The organism is Gilliamella apicola (genome assembly GCF_003202915.1).
Classification (GTDB): Bacteria; Pseudomonadota; Gammaproteobacteria; order Enterobacterales; family Orbaceae; genus Gilliamella; species Gilliamella apicola_Q.
The window spans coordinates 71,266-88,184 of record NZ_QGLP01000006.1 but is presented as its reverse complement, the minus strand read 5'-3'; the positions used below and the strand labels follow the sequence as shown (position 1 = coordinate 88,184).

At 34.7% G+C, this 16,919-nt stretch carries 17 protein-coding genes; 10 read left to right on the top strand and 7 right to left on the bottom strand.

The window, feature by feature from the left end; translation table 11 throughout:
* Positions 1-108 precede the first annotated feature (108 nt).
* From DKK79_RS11080 to trmB, 3 genes are read right to left on the bottom strand one after another with little or no spacing between them, the layout of a single operon-like run.
* Positions 109-1,272, bottom strand: a complete 1,164-nt coding sequence (locus DKK79_RS11080; RefSeq protein ID WP_181415311.1) for a histidine-type phosphatase — start codon at positions 1,270-1,272, stop codon at positions 109-111.
* Positions 1,269-1,994: an oxygen-insensitive NADPH nitroreductase gene (nfsA, locus tag DKK79_RS11075; protein ID WP_110424144.1), complete on the bottom strand. Its 726-nt coding sequence runs from the start codon at positions 1,992-1,994 to the stop codon at positions 1,269-1,271. The genes DKK79_RS11080 and nfsA overlap by 4 nt, the downstream gene beginning before the upstream one ends.
* Positions 1,995-2,011: 17 nt before the next feature.
* Positions 2,012-2,713, bottom strand: coding sequence for a tRNA (guanosine(46)-N7)-methyltransferase TrmB (trmB, locus tag DKK79_RS11070; protein ID WP_110424143.1), 702 nt, complete (start codon positions 2,711-2,713; stop codon positions 2,012-2,014).
* Positions 2,714-2,973: 260 nt separating this feature from the next.
* Between trmB and DKK79_RS11065 the strand changes: the two genes are divergently transcribed.
* Both DKK79_RS11065 and pth read left to right on the top strand, forming a co-directional pair.
* Entirely contained in the window at positions 2,974-3,921 is a 948-nt protein-coding gene (locus tag DKK79_RS11065; RefSeq protein WP_034883364.1) for a ribose-phosphate pyrophosphokinase, read from the top strand.
* A gap of 77 nt (positions 3,922-3,998) precedes the next feature.
* On the top strand, positions 3,999-4,583 hold the full coding sequence (gene pth / locus DKK79_RS11060; protein WP_110424142.1) for an aminoacyl-tRNA hydrolase: 585 nt from the start codon (positions 3,999-4,001) through the stop codon (positions 4,581-4,583).
* 89 nt (positions 4,584-4,672) lie between these two features.
* Here pth and DKK79_RS11055 read toward each other — a convergent pair whose 3' ends face one another.
* The 3 genes from DKK79_RS11055 to DKK79_RS11045 form a co-directional block, all read right to left on the bottom strand.
* Positions 4,673-5,125: a DUF3597 domain-containing protein gene (locus tag DKK79_RS11055; protein WP_110424141.1), complete on the bottom strand. Its 453-nt coding sequence runs from the start codon at positions 5,123-5,125 to the stop codon at positions 4,673-4,675.
* 615 nt (positions 5,126-5,740) lie between these two features.
* Positions 5,741-6,922, bottom strand: coding sequence for a mannonate dehydratase (gene uxuA / locus DKK79_RS11050; RefSeq protein ID WP_110424140.1), 1,182 nt, complete (start codon positions 6,920-6,922; stop codon positions 5,741-5,743).
* 75 nt (positions 6,923-6,997) lie between these two features.
* Positions 6,998-7,759: a GntR family transcriptional regulator gene (locus DKK79_RS11045; RefSeq protein WP_034883369.1), complete on the bottom strand. Its 762-nt coding sequence runs from the start codon at positions 7,757-7,759 to the stop codon at positions 6,998-7,000.
* Between the two features lie 280 nt (positions 7,760-8,039).
* Between DKK79_RS11045 and DKK79_RS11040 the strand changes: the two genes are divergently transcribed.
* The 8 genes from DKK79_RS11040 (at position 8,040) to rpmE (ending at position 16,393) form a co-directional block, all read left to right on the top strand.
* On the top strand, positions 8,040-9,509 hold the full coding sequence (locus DKK79_RS11040) for a mannitol dehydrogenase family protein (RefSeq protein ID WP_110424139.1): 1,470 nt from the start codon (positions 8,040-8,042) through the stop codon (positions 9,507-9,509).
* 15 nt (positions 9,510-9,524) lie between these two features.
* Positions 9,525-10,937: a glucuronate isomerase gene (gene uxaC, locus DKK79_RS11035; RefSeq protein WP_110424138.1), complete on the top strand. Its 1,413-nt coding sequence runs from the start codon at positions 9,525-9,527 to the stop codon at positions 10,935-10,937.
* A 35-nt stretch (positions 10,938-10,972) separates the two neighbouring features.
* Entirely contained in the window at positions 10,973-12,244 is a 1,272-nt protein-coding gene (locus DKK79_RS11030) for an MFS transporter (RefSeq protein ID WP_110424137.1), read from the top strand.
* Between the two features lie 254 nt (positions 12,245-12,498).
* Positions 12,499-12,960 carry a DUF721 domain-containing protein gene (locus tag DKK79_RS11025; RefSeq protein ID WP_034883376.1) on the top strand — a complete coding sequence of 154 codons (462 nt, stop codon included), beginning with the start codon at positions 12,499-12,501 and terminating at the stop codon, positions 12,958-12,960.
* Between the two features lie 48 nt (positions 12,961-13,008).
* Positions 13,009-13,413 (top strand): YhcB family protein, encoded by a 405-nt coding sequence (locus DKK79_RS11020; RefSeq protein ID WP_034883377.1) that lies wholly within the window; start codon positions 13,009-13,011, stop codon positions 13,411-13,413.
* 84 nt (positions 13,414-13,497) lie between these two features.
* Positions 13,498-14,871 carry a Do family serine endopeptidase gene (locus tag DKK79_RS11015; RefSeq protein ID WP_110424136.1) on the top strand — a complete coding sequence of 458 codons (1,374 nt, stop codon included), beginning with the start codon at positions 13,498-13,500 and terminating at the stop codon, positions 14,869-14,871.
* Positions 14,872-14,983: 112 nt separating this feature from the next.
* A complete protein-coding gene (gene degS / locus DKK79_RS11010) occupies positions 14,984-16,036 on the top strand; it encodes an outer membrane-stress sensor serine endopeptidase DegS (RefSeq protein ID WP_110424135.1) in 1,053 nt (350 codons plus the stop codon).
* Positions 16,037-16,177: 141 nt separating this feature from the next.
* Entirely contained in the window at positions 16,178-16,393 is a 216-nt protein-coding gene (gene rpmE / locus DKK79_RS11005) for a 50S ribosomal protein L31 (protein ID WP_034883381.1), read from the top strand.
* A 92-nt stretch (positions 16,394-16,485) separates the two neighbouring features.
* On the opposite strand, the gene metJ is transcribed toward rpmE, so the two are convergent.
* Entirely contained in the window at positions 16,486-16,803 is a 318-nt protein-coding gene (gene metJ, locus DKK79_RS11000; protein ID WP_034883394.1) for a met regulon transcriptional regulator MetJ, read from the bottom strand.
* Positions 16,804-16,919: the final 116 nt, after the last annotated feature.

Below are 16,919 nucleotides of genomic sequence, written 5' to 3'. Positions count from 1 at the left end.
ACTAAGTCATATAAAATCAAGGGAAACAATTTTAAGTCTATTAGCTATTTTGTAGATCGTCTAATGACTTAAAGTTGGTAGCCATGTAGACAATCTAATTAATTAAGCTTAGGGTTGAAAATCTTTTATACGTTTTTCAAAATCATGCCACGAATAAAAACCATCACTATTCGGTGTCGCATTTAGCAACTTGAGTTGATAATGTTGTGGAGGATTATTAATATCAATTGCTTCGCCAGTATATAGCTGTTCAAAACTTTGGTAGACGTATTCGGCTTTAAAAAAGTATTTGCCGGATGTGACATGTCGATAACGTTGTAAGATAACCATGCCACCAATTGGTGTATTTTCAAATTGGTTTGGCAGCTGATATGGTGCAAAATCCAAAGCGCCGAGCAGTGCGGCAATGGTACTATCATGACCGACTAGTAGATTAACTTTGTGAGTTTTATTGTGTAATAGATCATCTATTTTATTAATTAGTAATTTACTATTATGCCGAGCAATCGTTCTAGAATGAAAAACTAAGTCAATATATTGGTTGCGAATGTGCATTAATTGTTGCCATTGTTCTTGACTAGTTATCTTACCCCAAGCGATTTGCTCTTTGGGAAATGCTGAATAATACTGTAATAAAAAAGCATCGACGACACAAATACCAATGGCTAATGGACCGCGTAGTTCAGGCTCTTCGTTTTTTACAAAATGAAGTTCATAAGGAATATCAGCAAAATCACATTTGAGTTCAGCATATAATTGTGAGTGTGGATAGTCTAAGATATCCGATACTATTTTATAAGCCGGGGCTAAATTTTTGAAGATCGACTGTTTTTGGTCAGCTTCTTCGATTTCTTTTAATACTTTTTGTTTAATTTCCAATGAGTCGTTTTTTACACTTGGATCAAAAATCGGATCCATTTTTTCAATGGTATATTTGTGATGGATAGGAATATCATAACCAGCAAAAGCGCCAGCAACCAAGAATTGGGCTGTTGCTACCGTTCTTTGAAGACTGTTAGCATAAACATAGATATCTGGGTTTTCCGGTTCAATATTAATATTTTTTTGTTCAAGCCACTGTGATAGATAATGGCCAAAGAAAGTTTCTAATACACCACCTCGCGTGGTTAAATAACCATAAGCATGATCCCAACTAGGCCATTTTAATGGGCTAGACTTTTCTAAAAATGCTATTGTGTTTTCTAACGGAGTGCGGATACCGTGACGACTTAATATAACGACTTTGTCTAATTGGTATTGATTGTTGTTCATTTTGTTATCCATCCTTGTTTATGCAAATAATTTAAAACGAAATCTCGTTGCCCTTTGATAATAGTTTCTGCAATTTTATCACTCCAACCATTGGTTTTTTGATTAGTCAGTCGATGCTCATAGTATTGACGCATCTGAGTATCATATTGAGCTAATAATTGATGATTGATTGGTTGATAGTGATTTTCAAAAAAAACTAATTCTTTCGGTAATCTTGGTTTTAGATCTGGATTTTGGTCAGGATAACCAATACAAAGCCCAAAAAGCGGCAGAACATATTTAGGTAAGGCCAGTAATTGCGTTACTTTCTCAATATTATTGCGCAATCCGCCAATATAAACTGTGCCTAAACCTAATGACTCGGCCGCAATAACGGTATTTTGTGCCATAAGCGCCGTATCAATGCAACCCACTAACAGCTGTTCTGCTTTTTCAAGTGGAATTGTTGGATCAATTTGAAAATGCCGATTAAAATCGGCACAAAATACCCAAAATTCAGCAGCTTGATTTATATAATTTTGATCTCCAGCATAATGTGCTAGTTTTGAGCGATTTTCGCTATCAGTGATTCTAATTATTGTCGCGCATTGTAGAAAATTAGAACTTGGAGCCGATTGTGCCGCTTGAACAAGTGATTCTATCTGCTCTATAGTTAATGCTGTTGATAGGTAAGACCGAATTGAACGACGATGACAAATTAAATCAATTGTTTTATTTTGCATAATGACTCCTTGTTACGCTATTTTTTTCTGAACTGTAAATCCCAAACGCCATGACCTAAATTTTGACCACGTTTTTCAAATTTGGTAATAGGGCGATCTTCTGGTCTTGGTATATAGTCATTAGTTGGCGATAAATTTTTAAATCCATCAGCTTGACTAAGCACCTCAAGCATATGCTCAGCATAGTGTTGCCAGTCAGTTGCTAAATGCAATACACCATTAGTTTTTAATTTTTTAAAAATTAATTTTACAAACTCAGGTTGAATAATTCGGCGTTTGTTGTGTCTTGCTTTATGCCAAGGATCGGGAAAGAAGATTTGTACTTTATCTAATGACTCATTAGGTATCATGTTTTCTAAAACTTCAACGGCATCATGACACATCACTTTTAAATTGGTTAATTGCTTTTCCTCAATAGCCATTAAACAAGCACCGACACCAGGTCGATGGACTTCAATACCTATAAAATTCTTGTCTGGAGAGGCGTTGGCCATTTCAATTAATGAAGCCCCCATACCAAAACCGATTTCTAATATTGTCGGTTTATTATCCTCAACAGTTATTGATGAATTTGCATTATATTCAATGCCATATATAGGCCATAAATGAGTTAATGCCTGTTGTTGCCCTTTGGTTAAGCGGCCTTGTCGCAATACAAAACTACGTATTGTTCGTTTAGATTCTGTTAGTTGATTGTTGGTTTTTAATTGTTCACTCATTGCGTATCTGCTGTTATTGTTAAATAGTTTATCAAGGTGATTGTTTACCTTTGTTGTATAGTAGTTTAACCGATTTTTAATCCACTTCAAAAAACATCTTGTTAACTTATTTTTCTATGTATAATTGTGACAGATATAAAATATTTGTAAGAATTTTTTATAATCTGGTTGAGGATGATCTGTAAATGATTATATAATTATAACTCCGATTTAACCGATTACGTTTTATGTAATCATGATTACATGCTTGAGGATTTCTCGTGCCTGATATGAAGCTGTTTGCTGGTAACGCCACACCCGAACTAGCAAAACGTATAGCTAATCGTCTTTATACTTCCCTTGGTGATATTATTGTTAGCCGTTTTAGTGACGGTGAAGTCAATGTCCAAATTAATGAAAATGTCCGTGGTGAAGATGTTTTTATTATCCAATCAACTTGTGCGCCTACAAATGACAATTTAATGGAATTATTAGTAATGATTGATGCAATGCGTCGAGCATCTGCCGGTCGTATTACTGCTGTTATTCCTTATTTTGGATATGCAAGGCAAGATCGCCGAGTGCGTTCAGCTCGAGTTCCTATTACTGCCAAAGTTGTTGCAGACTTTTTATCAACTGTTGGTGTTGATAGGGTTTTAACTGTTGATCTTCATGCTGAACAGATTCAAGGCTTTTTTGATGTACCAGTTGATAATGTATTTGGTAGTCCAGTGATTTTAGAAGATATGTTACAACGTGATTTTGAACGCCCAATCGTGGTATCTCCGGATATTGGTGGTGTGGTTCGAGCTCGTGCGATAGCCAAACTTTTAAATGATACAGATATGGCGATTATTGATAAACGCCGTCAACGTGCTAATGAAGCAGAAGTGATGAATATTATTGGTGATGTTGCAGACCGAGATTGTATTTTAGTTGATGACATGATCGATACTGCTGGAACGCTTTGTAAAGCAGCTGATGCATTAAAAGCTCGTGGTGCAAAACGTGTTTTCGCTTATGCTACTCACCCGATTTTCTCAGGAAAAGCGGTTAGTAACATTAAAAATTCTGCCATTGATGAAATCGTAGTTTGTGACACAATTCCATTAACTGCTGAAGTTAAAGGATTAAATAATGTGCGTCAACTTACATTATCAGGCATGCTTGCTGAAGCAATTCGACGTATTAGTAATGAAGAATCAATTTCAGCAATGTTCCATCAATAATCTTTTCTTGCCAATTAGATAAATGCCCCTTATAGGGGCTTTTTACTAATAATCGAATAATTAATGATTAAACTATTATGACAACAATCAAACTTATTGTAGGTTTAGCAAATCCTGGTAACGAATATGCTGCAACTCGCCATAATGCTGGTGCTTGGTATGTTGATCTTCTTGCTGAACGTTATAATCAACCGTTAAAAAATGATCCTAAATTTTTTGGATACACTACCCGAATTAATCTTAATGGTCATGATGTCCGTTTGTTGGTACCAACAACCTTTATGAATTTGAGTGGTAAAGCGGTTCAAGCAATGGCGTCTTTTTATCAAATTCAGCCTGATGAGATATTAGTTGCTCATGATGAGTTAGATCTCAATCCAGGTATCGCTAAATTGAAATTTGGCGGTAGTCATGGTGGTCATAATGGCTTGAAAGATATTGCCAGTAAACTTGGCAATAATCTGAATTTTTATCGATTAAGAATTGGAATTGGGCATCCAGGAGATAAAAATAAAGTTGTCGGTTATGTATTAAATAAACCATCTAAACCTGAACAAGAGTTAATTGATAAAGCTATTGATGAATCAGTATATTGCACCAATATTCTATTAACTGATGGCATAGAAAGCGCGATGAATCGTCTGCATTCATTCAAAGCCTAAATTTGTCTGAATAGCCTTTCTTGTAATCAACTCAATATAAAAAATCCACCTGATGAACAGGTGGATAACAAATCACGTATCCATTCAGACTAAGAAAATAAGTGAGAAACGTTACCGCCTTTTTCTGCAATTTTTTTCATCACTTCTTTGATTAACCATGTGTTCATTGCGGCTGTATCGTCTGTGCTACCAGTATAATTAAGTTCAGTTGCTAATTTTTTGCGTGCATCTAAACTGTTATCAATACCTAGTAATTTCAATAAATCAACAATTGAGGTTTTCCAGTTAAGCTTTTCAGGAAATTTTTTTGCCAAATTATCCAAAATTGACATAACGTCGACTTGAGATATAGGCGTTTTGTTTTCTGTGGAACTTTGTTGATTTTGATCGGAATTACTATTATTACCGGTATTGCTAGAAGTTTTGTCTTTGACGGTGTCAGTGATTTTATCAACTTGCTCTTTCACCGCGTCTTTTGCATGACCTACAGCGGCCTGTGCGCTTGGAAATATTTTAGAAAAAATATTATTTAAGATACCCATTTTACACCCCTTATGTTTAAACTGCTTATTAAAAAACTGCTTAACGATATAGATGTAGAAAATATCCCCTAAAGTATAGCGGTTAAATATAAATAGTGTCAAAGCTACAATTAACTAATAGCATTTTTTGTAATATCGAATTAAGGGTGTACAAAGATAACTTCTGCTTTTATTGAATATTCTTTTTTGAAATTATTTAATTATTAATTTAAACGGATTGATTTTTTTACTATAAAAATTTATTATACCAATTTGTACAAGTAATGTGATTTGTGTCACGTTATTTAACAAATTCTGCAATATATTGGTTAAAAATAGTAGTATTATTTGGTTTACCAATTATAATACAGCCTCTATTAATTAGACTTAAATCATTGAACATTAGTTTAAACGAAGAATTTAATCTATGAATTTTATTCTTCAATTTGATTTAAAGGTGTTCTAAATAGTAAATATCGATAATTAATTATGCAAAATAATTAGTTATAATAAAATCTTCCTAACAATATAAGAAAAATAGCGTGTATATCACGCTATTTTTATGTGCCAAATTAAGAAAATAAAAAAGCCCATTATTATGGGCTCTTTAACTAAGATAACTAAGATAATTAAGTTTTACTCAAACAATGCACGCCTAATTGCATATTCAACGCCACGAATTTCTGCTAAACCTCTTAAGCGGCCTATCGCCGAATAACCTGGATTAGTTTTTTTATTAAGATCGTCAAGCATTTGGTGACCGTGATCTGGACGAACCGGTATTGAACGTTTAATTCCCGCTTTTTTACGTCGTTCTTCTTCAGCAATAAGTACTTTTATTACTCCATACATATCAACATCACCAGCTAAATGATCGCCTTCATGGAAAGATAATGGATTATTTTCACGAACTGTTGCGCGTAAATGAATAAAATGAACTCGATCAGCAAATTTTTCCGCCATTGTCACAAGATCATTATCGCTACGAACACCATAAGAACCAGTACAGAAACAGAACCCGTTATGGATACTATCAACAGTCTCTTTCATCCATTGCATATCTTCGATGGTTGAAACAATGCGTGGTAAACCTAAAATTGGTCTAGGAGGATCATCTGGATGAACGGTTAGAACTACACCAACTTCTTCAGCTACTGGAACTATAGCTTTTAAGAAATAGGCAAAATTTTCGCGTAATTTAGCTTTATCAATTCCATCATAAGTTGCAAGATGAGCTCGGAATTGATCGAGTGAATAACCTTCTTCAGCACCAGGTAAACCAGCAATAATATTGCCAACCAGTTTATCTTTATCGGCTTGAGACATTTGTTCAAAATAACTTTTTGCTGCCAGAATATCTTCTGGAATGTAATCTTTCTCCGCATTAGGTCGTTTTAAAATATGAATATCAAATGCAGCAAAAGCAATTTGATCAAAACGTAATGCTTTAGAACCATCCGGTAATTGATAACCAAGATCGGTACGAGTCCAGTCTAACACTGGCATAAAGTTGTAACAAACTGTATCAATACCACAAGCAGCTAAATTACGAATCGACTGTTGATAATTTGCAATATGTTGTTCAACATTACCAGAATGGGTTTTAATTTCTTCATGAACAGGAATACTTTCAACAACAGACCAAGTAAGACCACTGTCTTCAATCATTTTTTTTCGTTTTTGAATCTCATCTATTGTCCAAACTTCACCATTAGGTATATGGTGTAAGGCTGTAACAATTCCTGTTGCCCCAGATTGTCTAATATCGGCCAATGATACAGGATCACTAGGCCCAAACCAGCGCATTGTTTGTTCCATCTAAAATCTCCTCAATGATTCTTCATTTACTAATTTATTCTAAAATGAAGATCCATAAACAATGCATATTTGTTTCTATTGGTTAACAATAGTGACTGGAATAGAGTCAAATAAATAACCATCAAAATTTGGATCTTCACTGTCAGAAACAGTCATTAATGTTTGTTTAACATTTTCCAAGTGTTGCCACATAGCGTGGCGTGCCGCCATTGAATCTTTTAATTGTAATGCTTGTAGAATTCTTTCATGATCATATAACCATTTTTTTCGATAACTATGATCAATTATTCTACTTTGCAATTGGTCCCACATTTTACTTGATGAACGTTTTGACCATAAGTCTTCTAACAGACGTTCAAGTATTGAGTTTTTTGTGGCGCGAGCTATTGCAACATGAAACATTTCATCAGCACTATAGTCATCAAGTACTTCTTGTTCTAAAGTTTGCCGTTCTTGTTCAATTATAGTTCTTAACTCAATAATATCGGACTTTACAATTTGTGACGCAGCAAATGCGGCGATGTTACTTTCAAGAAGTTGTCTTGCTTGTAACAGCTCAAATGGGCCAAAATCTTCTTCTTCTATTTCTCTATCTTTTTCAGATAAGAACTCGTCAGGTAAACCAATAACATAAACACCAGAACCTTTTTTTACCGCAACTAATTTTTCAAGCTCTAACATAATTAACGCTTCTCGAACTACCGTTCTACTAACATTAAAGGTTTCTGCAATATCTCTTTCTGGTGGTAGTCGGTCACCAATTTTAAAGGTGCCGCTAGTTAATAATGATTTTAACTCATTACCAATTTTTTGATAGAGTCGATTGACCCTTGGCATAATCTATAATCCTCAGAATTCTATTAAGTTTATTGAAGATAATTATACGCTAATTATCACAACTCCTCTAAGTTAATAATCAAAGAAATATATTATACCGTTAAATTGGTGTACCAATATTGTTACGTATTATAAAGATTTTACCAGACATCCTCATAAAATAAACCAAAAAATGTGACTCAAGTCACAAAAATTAAAAAATATAGATGAAAAATTTGTCAACAAATGAAAATATGTCTAACCAATAAATGTTGTTAACTAATTAATTATGGTATGTAAAATGCTCAATTTATTAAAAACCCCACAATCAATTAAGAATAAACCTTTATACAATAGGGAAACGATGACTGCTCGTATTGTTCATATTGGTTTCGGCGCCTTTCATAGAGCACATCAGGCATTATTTACTGATCGTCTGTTAAATAAAGGCAATAGTGATTGGGCTATTTGTGAAGTAAATATTGTTGGTGGTGAAGAGTTAATCAATGATATTCGCAAACAAGATCATCTTTATACAGTATTAGAAAAAGGGGCAACATCTAAACAAGCCTACATTATAGGTAGTGTAAAAGAATCATTGTTAGCTCCAACTGACGGTATAGAAACAATTTTAGAAAAAATGGCTGATCCGATAGTGGAAATCGTTTCATTAACGGTGACAGAAAAAGGTTATTGTATGTTGCCTGGTGGGACAGGATTGGATTTGAATAATGAATTAATTAAAACCGATTTAGCATCACCAAGTAAACCTATGTCAGCTCCCGGTGTTATTGTTGAAGCATTATATAGAAGAATGCAACGAGGTTTAAAATCATTTACTGCACTATCCTGCGATAACATGCCAGAAAATGGTTTAGTTTTGCGCAAAGCTATTTTAGATTTAGCCAATGCCCGTGATCCACAGCTAGCCAAATGGATTGAAAGCAATACAACTTTCCCATGTACGATGGTTGACCGTATTGTTCCTGCTGCAACTTCAGAAACCTTAGAGGAAATTCAAGAGGTATTAGGCGGTGTATTTGATCCTTGTGGTATTGCTTGTGAGCCATTTATTCAGTGGGTTATTGAGGATAATTTTGTGACTGCTCGCCCAGATTGGAATGAAGTTGGTGCTGAATTTGTTGATAATGTTGTTCCATATGAGGAAATGAAACTTCGGATGTTAAATGGTAGCCATTCATTTTTAGCTTATTTAGGTTATTTAGCTGGTTATGAGCATATTAATGATTGTATGAATGACGAAAATTATAAAAAAGCGACTTTATCATTAATGATGGAACAACAGGCACCAACCTTAAATGTTCCTTCGCACGTTAATTTACAACAATATGCTGAAAAACTTATTGAAAGATTTAGTAATCCATCACTAAAACATCGAACATGGCAAATTGCTATGGATGGTACCCAAAAATTACCACAACGCATGCTTGATTCAATCCGTTGGCATATCAAGCATAATTCTGATTTTTCATTACTCGCTTTAGGCGTAGCTGGGTGGATGCGTTATGTTGGTGGTATCGATGATCATCAACAAATAATTGATATTCGCGATCCAATGGTTGAGGAATTGAAACGACTTGTTGCTGCTAGTGATGACGGTGTAGAGAGAGTTAACACCTTACTAAGTTTGGCAGCTGTTTTTGGATCTGATCTACCAAATAATGCATTATTTAAAGACAAAGTTACTCAACATTATCTTTCATTAATGGAGAAAGGAGCCAAACGGACTGTTAAGGATATATCTTTATAAATTGGACGGAAGACAATGAAAAAATTCTTAGATGATAACTTTTTATTACAAACTGATGCGGCGCAAAGACTGTATTTTGATTACGCTAAAGATCAACCTATATATGATTATCATTGCCATTTACCACCCAAAGATATTGCTGAAAATAAAAACTTTAGTAATTTAGCTGAAATTTGGTTAGCTGGTGATCACTATAAATGGCGAGTATTACGCACAGCAGGTATCGATGAAAAATTTATTACTGGTGATGCCTCTGATTATGAAAAATATCTAACCTGGGCAAAAGTTGTTCCTTTGACGCTTGGAAATCCAATTTATCATTGGACCCATTTAGAGTTAAAAAGACCATTTGGTATAAAAGATATTCTTCTTAATGAAAAAACAGCGGATAAAATTTGGACAGAGGCAAATGCTAAATTAACGACGGCTGAATTTTCAACTCGTGGTATTTTGACGCAAATGAATGTCAAAGCAGTAGGCACAACAGATGACCCTATTGATTCACTTGAATATCACAAACAAATTGCCTTAGATAGTTCATTACAAACGAAAGTAAGGCCTAGTTGGCGACCAGATAAAGTCTTTAAAATCGAACTCACTGGTTTTGTTGATTATATTGCTCAATTAGGCCAAGTTGCTGATATTGAAATTAATAATTTTGAAAAACTACTTTGCGCATTAACCAAGCGGCTAGATCATTTCGAACAACATGGCTGTGAAGCCGCCGATCATGGTATTGAAATTTTACGTTATGCCGATATTCCTCCAGAAAAACAACTCGATCACATATTAACTAAACGTCTTACTAATCAACCTCTTTCTGAATTAGAAATTGCTCAATTTAGTACTGCAGTGCTGGTTTGGTTAGGTAAGCAATATCATAAACGTAATTGGGTTATGCAATTACATTTAGGTGCACTACGTAATAATAATCAAAGAATGTTTAAGTTACTGGGTCCAGATGCTGGATTTGACTCGATTGGCGATAGACCAATTGCCGAACCTCTCTCTTCATTATTAGGTATTTTAGACTTAACGGATGAACTACCGAAAACTATTTTGTATTGCTTAAACCCTCGAGATAATGAAGTCCTAGCGACGATGGCCGGTAACTTTCAAGGTTCAGGTATTGCCGGAAAAATTCAATTTGGTTCGGGCTGGTGGTTCAATGACCAGAAAGATGGGATGGAACGCCAATTAATGCAACTTTCTCAAATGGGATTATTAAGTCAATTTGTCGGTATGCTAACTGATTCTCGTAGTTTCTTATCATTTACCAGACATGAATATTTTAGACGTATTCTCTGTAATCTAGTCGGCAATTGGATGGTTAATGGCGAAATTCCCGCTGATTTTGACTTAGTTGGCAACATGATTAGCAATATTTGTTTTAACAATGCAAATCATTATTTTTCTAAAAAGCAATAAAACGATTTAACATTAAATAGGACGAAGGATACGAAATGAAAAAAATTCCAAAATTTAGATGGTGCATGATTCTACTAGTCTGTGCTATTACAATTATCAACTATCTTGAACGAACAGCATTGGGTGTTGCCGCGCCGACGATTTTAGAAACTACTGGTATTACTAAAGAGCAATATTCTTGGATAGTGAGTGCTTTCCAATTAGCTTACACCATAGGTCAACCTATTATGGGCTTCTTTATTGATACTATCGGTCTTAGACTTGGATTTGCTATCTGTGCTGTAATTTGGGGGTTAGCAACCATGGGGCATGCTTTGACAGGTACATGGCAAGGTTTAGCTTTCATGCGAGGCGTGATGGGCTTTAGTGAAGCATCAGCTATTCCGGCAGGAATAAAAACCGCAACGACATGGTTCCCAGCAAAAGAGAGAGGAATTGCGTCAGGTGTCTTTAATATGGGGACATCTTTTGGTGCTATGTTAGCGCCACCTTTAATTGCTTGGTGTATTTTATTCCAAGGTTGGCAGTTCGCTTTTGTTGTTTCAGGCTCGTTAGCATTATTTGCTGCGCTTGCATGGTTTATTTTTTATCGTGATCCTAAAGATTCAAAAATATTATCTCCTGAAGAGAGAGAGTATATTGAAGCGGGACAAGAAAAATATTTAGGCGTCGATAACCAAAAAGAGAAGGTATCTCTTGCAACAATTCTTACTCAGCGTAATTTCTGGGGTATTGGTATTGCACGTTTTCTTGCTGACCCAGCGTGGGGAACAATTAATTTTTGGGTGCCAATCTTCTTCGTTGAAACACTGCATTTTAGTTTAAAAGAAATTGCTATGTTTGTTTGGTTACCATTTTTAATGGCTGATCTAGGTTGTTTAGCAAGTGGTTTTGTTGCGAAGTATTTTAATGACCGAGGAGTATCTTTAATCAATTCAAGATTAATAACCTTTACTATCGGCGCAGTATTAATGATGACAATTGGTTTTGTTAGTATTGTCGAAAATCCATACTTAGCAGTATTTTTAATCAGCCTAGGTGGTTTTTCACATCAATTATTATCGACTGTAGCATCGACTTTAGGTGGCGATTTATTCAAGAAAAATCAAGTTGCGACAGCTGTTGGTATGGCGGGTGCTTGTGCTTGGACAGGGCAGTTAATATTTAACCTTTTCATTGGTGCATTCGTAGGCATAATTGGTTTTGGCCCTTTCTTTATAGCTCTAGCTTTCTTCGATGTAATTGGCGCAGTTGTGCTTTGGACATTTATTCGAGAAAACAAAGTTAATAACAGTATCAGTAATTAATCGTTAATAACTAACAAATAATTAATATTAAGTACAATAGTTAGGATCAAGATTTTTGATCCTAACTATTATTGTTGGTTGATTAATTGAATTATTTCACCTTTCTATTCATTTCCAATAGATCAAATAAAGTGTAAATATCATTTTTTTACACGACTTTTTTAACTAAATCAGGTAAATTATTTAGCATTAAATTTTTTAGGTTAAAAATTATTTTTATTAATTTTAGCAGAGAGGAAGGATAAGACAAATTCATGCGTGATAATGAACCAAAAATGTTGACCAGTCTTTTGTCACAAGGTGCTTTATTATGCCAGATAAAAGAAAGAACCCAGGCATTGAGTCAATTAACAAAAGTTATTGATGAGTTACTTCCAACACCTTTAAATCAGCATTATAGAGTTGCTAATTACCGTCAAGGTGTGCTTGTTCTTGAGGTTAGTTCGGCTAACTGGTTAACAAGAATAAAATATGAACAAAGTAATTTAATCTCAGGCATACGTGGAAAAATCTTACCGTCGCTATCCTCTATTCAATATAAGATCAATCCAACTATTGCGAAAAATTATTCGCAATCTGTTAATTTTTCTAACAATAATGCTAAAATTAACAGTGTGATTTCGGTGCAAACAGCTATATATTTAAAGGCATTGGCTGAGCAAGCGCCAGAAAAACTAAAAAAACAATTGATTAAACTTGCTAACCATGCAAAATAAGTTGAACAATATTTAGAAGTAACAAATGAAAAGATACAGGAGTGAAATATGGACAAAAGTATGATTACCTATATTGTCATTGGCCTTATTATTGGTTTTATTGCAGGTATGATTTTCATGAATTTTGTTTCTCAAAAAGGCCGTAAATACGCCAAACTTAAACGTGAATGCGAACAAGCTCAAGAAGAATTAGTATCTCAAAAGCAAATGATGGTGAAACACTTTTCACATAGCGCTGAAATATTAGACAATATGGCTAAAGAATTTCGTCGATTATATCAACATATTGCCGAAACTTCTGGGCAATTTTCGACTTTTGATGACATGCCAATGATAGATTTAGAAGCGAATAAGGATATAAGTGTCAAAAACAAGTTAACACTAGAAGAACAGCCTAAAGACTATTCAGATAATCCTTCTGGATTATTCAAAACAGATGATATTAAATCTTAATTAATATTAAATATTTGTTAGTTAAATCATACTAATGAAATCTGTGTTTTAAATATTAAATTCCTTAAATAAGAGAGTTTTACGATGAGTCATTCCTTAAGAAAACCCAAAAAACTATTAAGCGTAATAGCATTAGGTTTAGGTTTAAGTTTAGCTACAGTATCCAATGTTTATGCTGCATTTCCATTTATCCCAACAGATAATAACCAACAGCAACCATCGTTAGCGCCAATGTTGGAAACTGTTTTACCTTCAGTAGTCAGTATTAAAGTTGAAGGTACAACTCAAATGCAAAATAATATGCCGGAAGAATTTAGACGATTTTTCGGTTATCCTGATAGCCAATCAAGAACTTTTTCAGGATTAGGCTCAGGTGTAATTATCGATGCGAAAAAAGGTTATATTGTTACTAATAATCATGTGATTGATAATGCCGATAAAATCATCGTTGCCTTGAATGATGGTCATGAATATCCAGCAAAATTAATTGGTAAAGATCCACAAAGTGATATTGCTTTATTACAAGTGGATGATGTTAAAAGATTAACTGAAATTAAACTGGCAGACTCAGATTTAACTCGAGTGGGTGATTATGTGGTTGCCATTGGTAATCCATTTGGTATCGGTCAAACAGTCACATCCGGTATCATTTCAGCGTTAGCACGAAGTGGGCTTAATATGAATGGCTTTGAAAATTTCATTCAAACTGATGCCTCTATTAATCAAGGTAACTCTGGTGGTGCTTTAGTTAACTTAAATGGTGAACTAGTTGGAATAAATACGGCTATTATTGCGCCAAGTGGTGGTAATGTAGGGATTGGTTTTGCGATACCTAGCAACATGGTTAAAAGTTTAACTTCGCAACTTATTGAATATGGTGAAGTTAAACGCGGGGTATTAGGCATTAAAGGTAATGAATTGACCTCAGATATTGCCAAAGCTTTTGATCTTGACGTACAAAAAGGTGCCTTTGTTAGTGAGGTTATGAATGATTCTGCAGCGAAAGATGCTGGAATTAAATCTGGTGATATCATCATTTCGATGGATGGCAAACCGGTTAATAGTTTTGCAGAATTACGCGCTAAAATCGCTACAACAGGGGCAGGTCGTACTGTCAAATTAGGTATCATTCGTGATGGTAAAGAAATTTCTGTTGAGGTTAAACTGAAAAATGGTGATGAAACAATTACCGAAGCGAAAGCAATTCATCCAGCACTTAATGGCGCGACACTTATCAATGGTGATGTAAGAGGTCAAAAAGGTGTATTAATTAAAAGTATTGCTAAAAATTCACCTGCTTCTCGTTTAAGTTTACAAGAAGGTGATCTTATCACTGGGGTTAATAAAGCAAGAATCAATAGTGTTTCAGAACTACGTAAAATTATTGATAGTAATCCTTCAGCAATTGCTTTAAATATTATAAGAGGAGATAGTCGTCTGTATCTTATCTTACGCTAAGCGATTTTAGGCTATATTTCGTCGATGCTTTGCATCGACGAAAACTTCGTGTTAACCCGCAGTTAGTTATGATAGAATCCTAGCAACCATTCTCATTTTGCTAATCATAATTATGCTTAAAAAGTTTCTTTGGCCAATATTAATTGGTACTGTTTTAGCGATAGTGTTGCTTATTATTTTCCCTTCCTTAAGAAACGGAACCCAATCTGATTTTTCAAGATCTATTTTTAATGACCAACCTATGAGTTATTCTGATGCGGTTAAGATTGCTGCGCCAGCAGTGGTCAATATATATAGCCGATCGATTAATTCTGTTCCCAAACAATCACAAGATAGTTCAATTACACCACTTGGTTCGGGTGTAATTATGAGTGAGCATGGTTATATCATCACCAATTATCATGTTGTAGTCGGCGCAGAGCAAATTATCGTTGCTTTGCAAGATGGTCGAATTTTTGAGGCATTGCCTGTTGGCTCTGATAAGTTGGTTGATATTGCGGTGCTAAAAATCGAAGCGACTAATATTCCAACCATCAATATCAATCCAAAACGGGATCCGAAAATTGGTGATGTCGTATTAGCTATTGGCAATCCATACAATATTGGTCAAACGATTACCCAAGGTATTATTAGTGCAACAGGGCGTGATGGATTAAGTCCCTATCGTCGACAAAACTTTATTCAAACTGATGCTTCCATTAATCATGGTAATTCAGGCGGTGCATTAGTTAATACTAAAGGCGAATTGGTTGGCATTAACACATTAACATTTGCTAAAAATCTAGGTAGCGATGTTCCTGAAGGAATTGGTTTTGCTATTCCAACTGCATTGGCTGTTAAAATTATGAATAAATTAATTCAAGATGGTAAAGTGATTCGAGGTTATATCGGCATTGACGGATTAGAGTTTGCTCCAACGCAAAATCCTAGCGATCCACCTAAAGTTTTAGGTATTTTAGTCACCAATGCAGAAGGGCCGTCATTACAGGCTGGTGTTGAAGCAAATGATATTTTAATTATGGTTGATAATAAACCAGTAAGATCAATAGTTGAAACAATGGATCAAATTGCAGAGTTGAAACCAGGAACAATCGTCCCCATAATAGTTTTACGTAATGGAGAAAAGATTGAACTTCAAATAACTATAGGCCTGTTACCTGTTTAGCTTGGTCTTTTATTACTTGATTATCTTTCATATAGGACGTATAATTCGCACCCTTATCATGTTATTTAACACTCGTATGGTGTATAGATTTTGCGATTGAGCCATTTATATAGCGATACGAACAAACTTTAGAGGTTTATTATGAAAGAAGGTATCCATCCAGAATATAAAGCAATTAAAGCAACTTGTTCTTGCGGTAATGTTATTAATACTCATTCAACAATTGGTCACGATATTCATCTTGACGTTTGTGGTGAATGTCATCCGTTTTATACTGGTAAACAACGTGATGTTGCAACTGGCGGGCGTGTTGATAAATTCAAACAACGTTTTGCAATGGTTGGCGGTAAAAAATAAGTTTATTACACTAACTAAATTTATTACACTAACATTGTTAAAAAAGGCGCTTAAAGCGCCTTTTTTGTAGCTATTATTTTTTAACAACTCAATTATTCATCAATTAAATCAGGGTCGATACCCAAATCTCGCATCATTTTCTGTGCTTGTAGTGGAATGCCATCATCACGATCTTTTTGTAAATCTTCATCACAAGGTAATGGTTGACCGGTATAAGCATGTAAAAAAGCTTCACATAATAGTTCACTATTCGTTGCGTGGCGCAAGTTATTTACTTGTCGTCTTGTACGTTCATCGGTTAATATTTTCAGTACTTTCAACGGAATTGAGACTGTTATTTTTTTTACTTGTTCGCTTTTTTTGCCGTGTTCGGCATAAGGGCTGATATAATCGCCGTTCCATTCCATCATATTTTTTCACCAAATCGCATCACAAATAATGTGGGTAATTTTAACGTTTTTTTTGCTTAGCTGCAATCTATACGCCAAGATAGTTAGACGTCTAGACATGTTGACGTCTTTTTTTG

Bases quoted from the DNA above. Each gene is read 5' to 3' on its own strand.
- nfsA (WP_110424144.1), bottom strand. From the start codon at position 1,994: ATGCAAAATAAAACAATTGATTTAATTTGTCATCGTCGTTCAATTCGG.
- pth (WP_110424142.1), top strand. From the start codon at position 3,999: ATGACAACAATCAAACTTATTGTAGGTTTAGCAAATCCTGGTAACGAA.
- DKK79_RS11025 (WP_034883376.1), top strand. From the start codon at position 12,499: ATGCGTGATAATGAACCAAAAATGTTGACCAGTCTTTTGTCACAAGGT.
- DKK79_RS11015 (WP_110424136.1), top strand. From the start codon at position 13,498: ATGAGTCATTCCTTAAGAAAACCCAAAAAACTATTAAGCGTAATAGCA.
- DKK79_RS11080 (WP_181415311.1), bottom strand. From the start codon at position 1,272: ATGAACAACAATCAATACCAATTAGACAAAGTCGTTATATTAAGTCGT.
- rpmE (WP_034883381.1), top strand. From the start codon at position 16,178: ATGAAAGAAGGTATCCATCCAGAATATAAAGCAATTAAAGCAACTTGT.
- DKK79_RS11020 (WP_034883377.1), top strand. From the start codon at position 13,009: ATGGACAAAAGTATGATTACCTATATTGTCATTGGCCTTATTATTGGT.
- metJ (WP_034883394.1), bottom strand. From the start codon at position 16,803: ATGATGGAATGGAACGGCGATTATATCAGCCCTTATGCCGAACACGGC.
- degS (WP_110424135.1), top strand. From the start codon at position 14,984: ATGCTTAAAAAGTTTCTTTGGCCAATATTAATTGGTACTGTTTTAGCG.
- uxaC (WP_110424138.1), top strand. From the start codon at position 9,525: ATGAAAAAATTCTTAGATGATAACTTTTTATTACAAACTGATGCGGCG.
- DKK79_RS11045 (WP_034883369.1), bottom strand. From the start codon at position 7,759: ATGCCAAGGGTCAATCGACTCTATCAAAAAATTGGTAATGAGTTAAAA.
- DKK79_RS11055 (WP_110424141.1), bottom strand. From the start codon at position 5,125: ATGGGTATCTTAAATAATATTTTTTCTAAAATATTTCCAAGCGCACAG.
- DKK79_RS11030 (WP_110424137.1), top strand. From the start codon at position 10,973: ATGAAAAAAATTCCAAAATTTAGATGGTGCATGATTCTACTAGTCTGT.
- uxuA (WP_110424140.1), bottom strand. From the start codon at position 6,922: ATGGAACAAACAATGCGCTGGTTTGGGCCTAGTGATCCTGTATCATTG.
- DKK79_RS11040 (WP_110424139.1), top strand. From the start codon at position 8,040: ATGCTCAATTTATTAAAAACCCCACAATCAATTAAGAATAAACCTTTA.
- trmB (WP_110424143.1), bottom strand. From the start codon at position 2,713: ATGAGTGAACAATTAAAAACCAACAATCAACTAACAGAATCTAAACGA.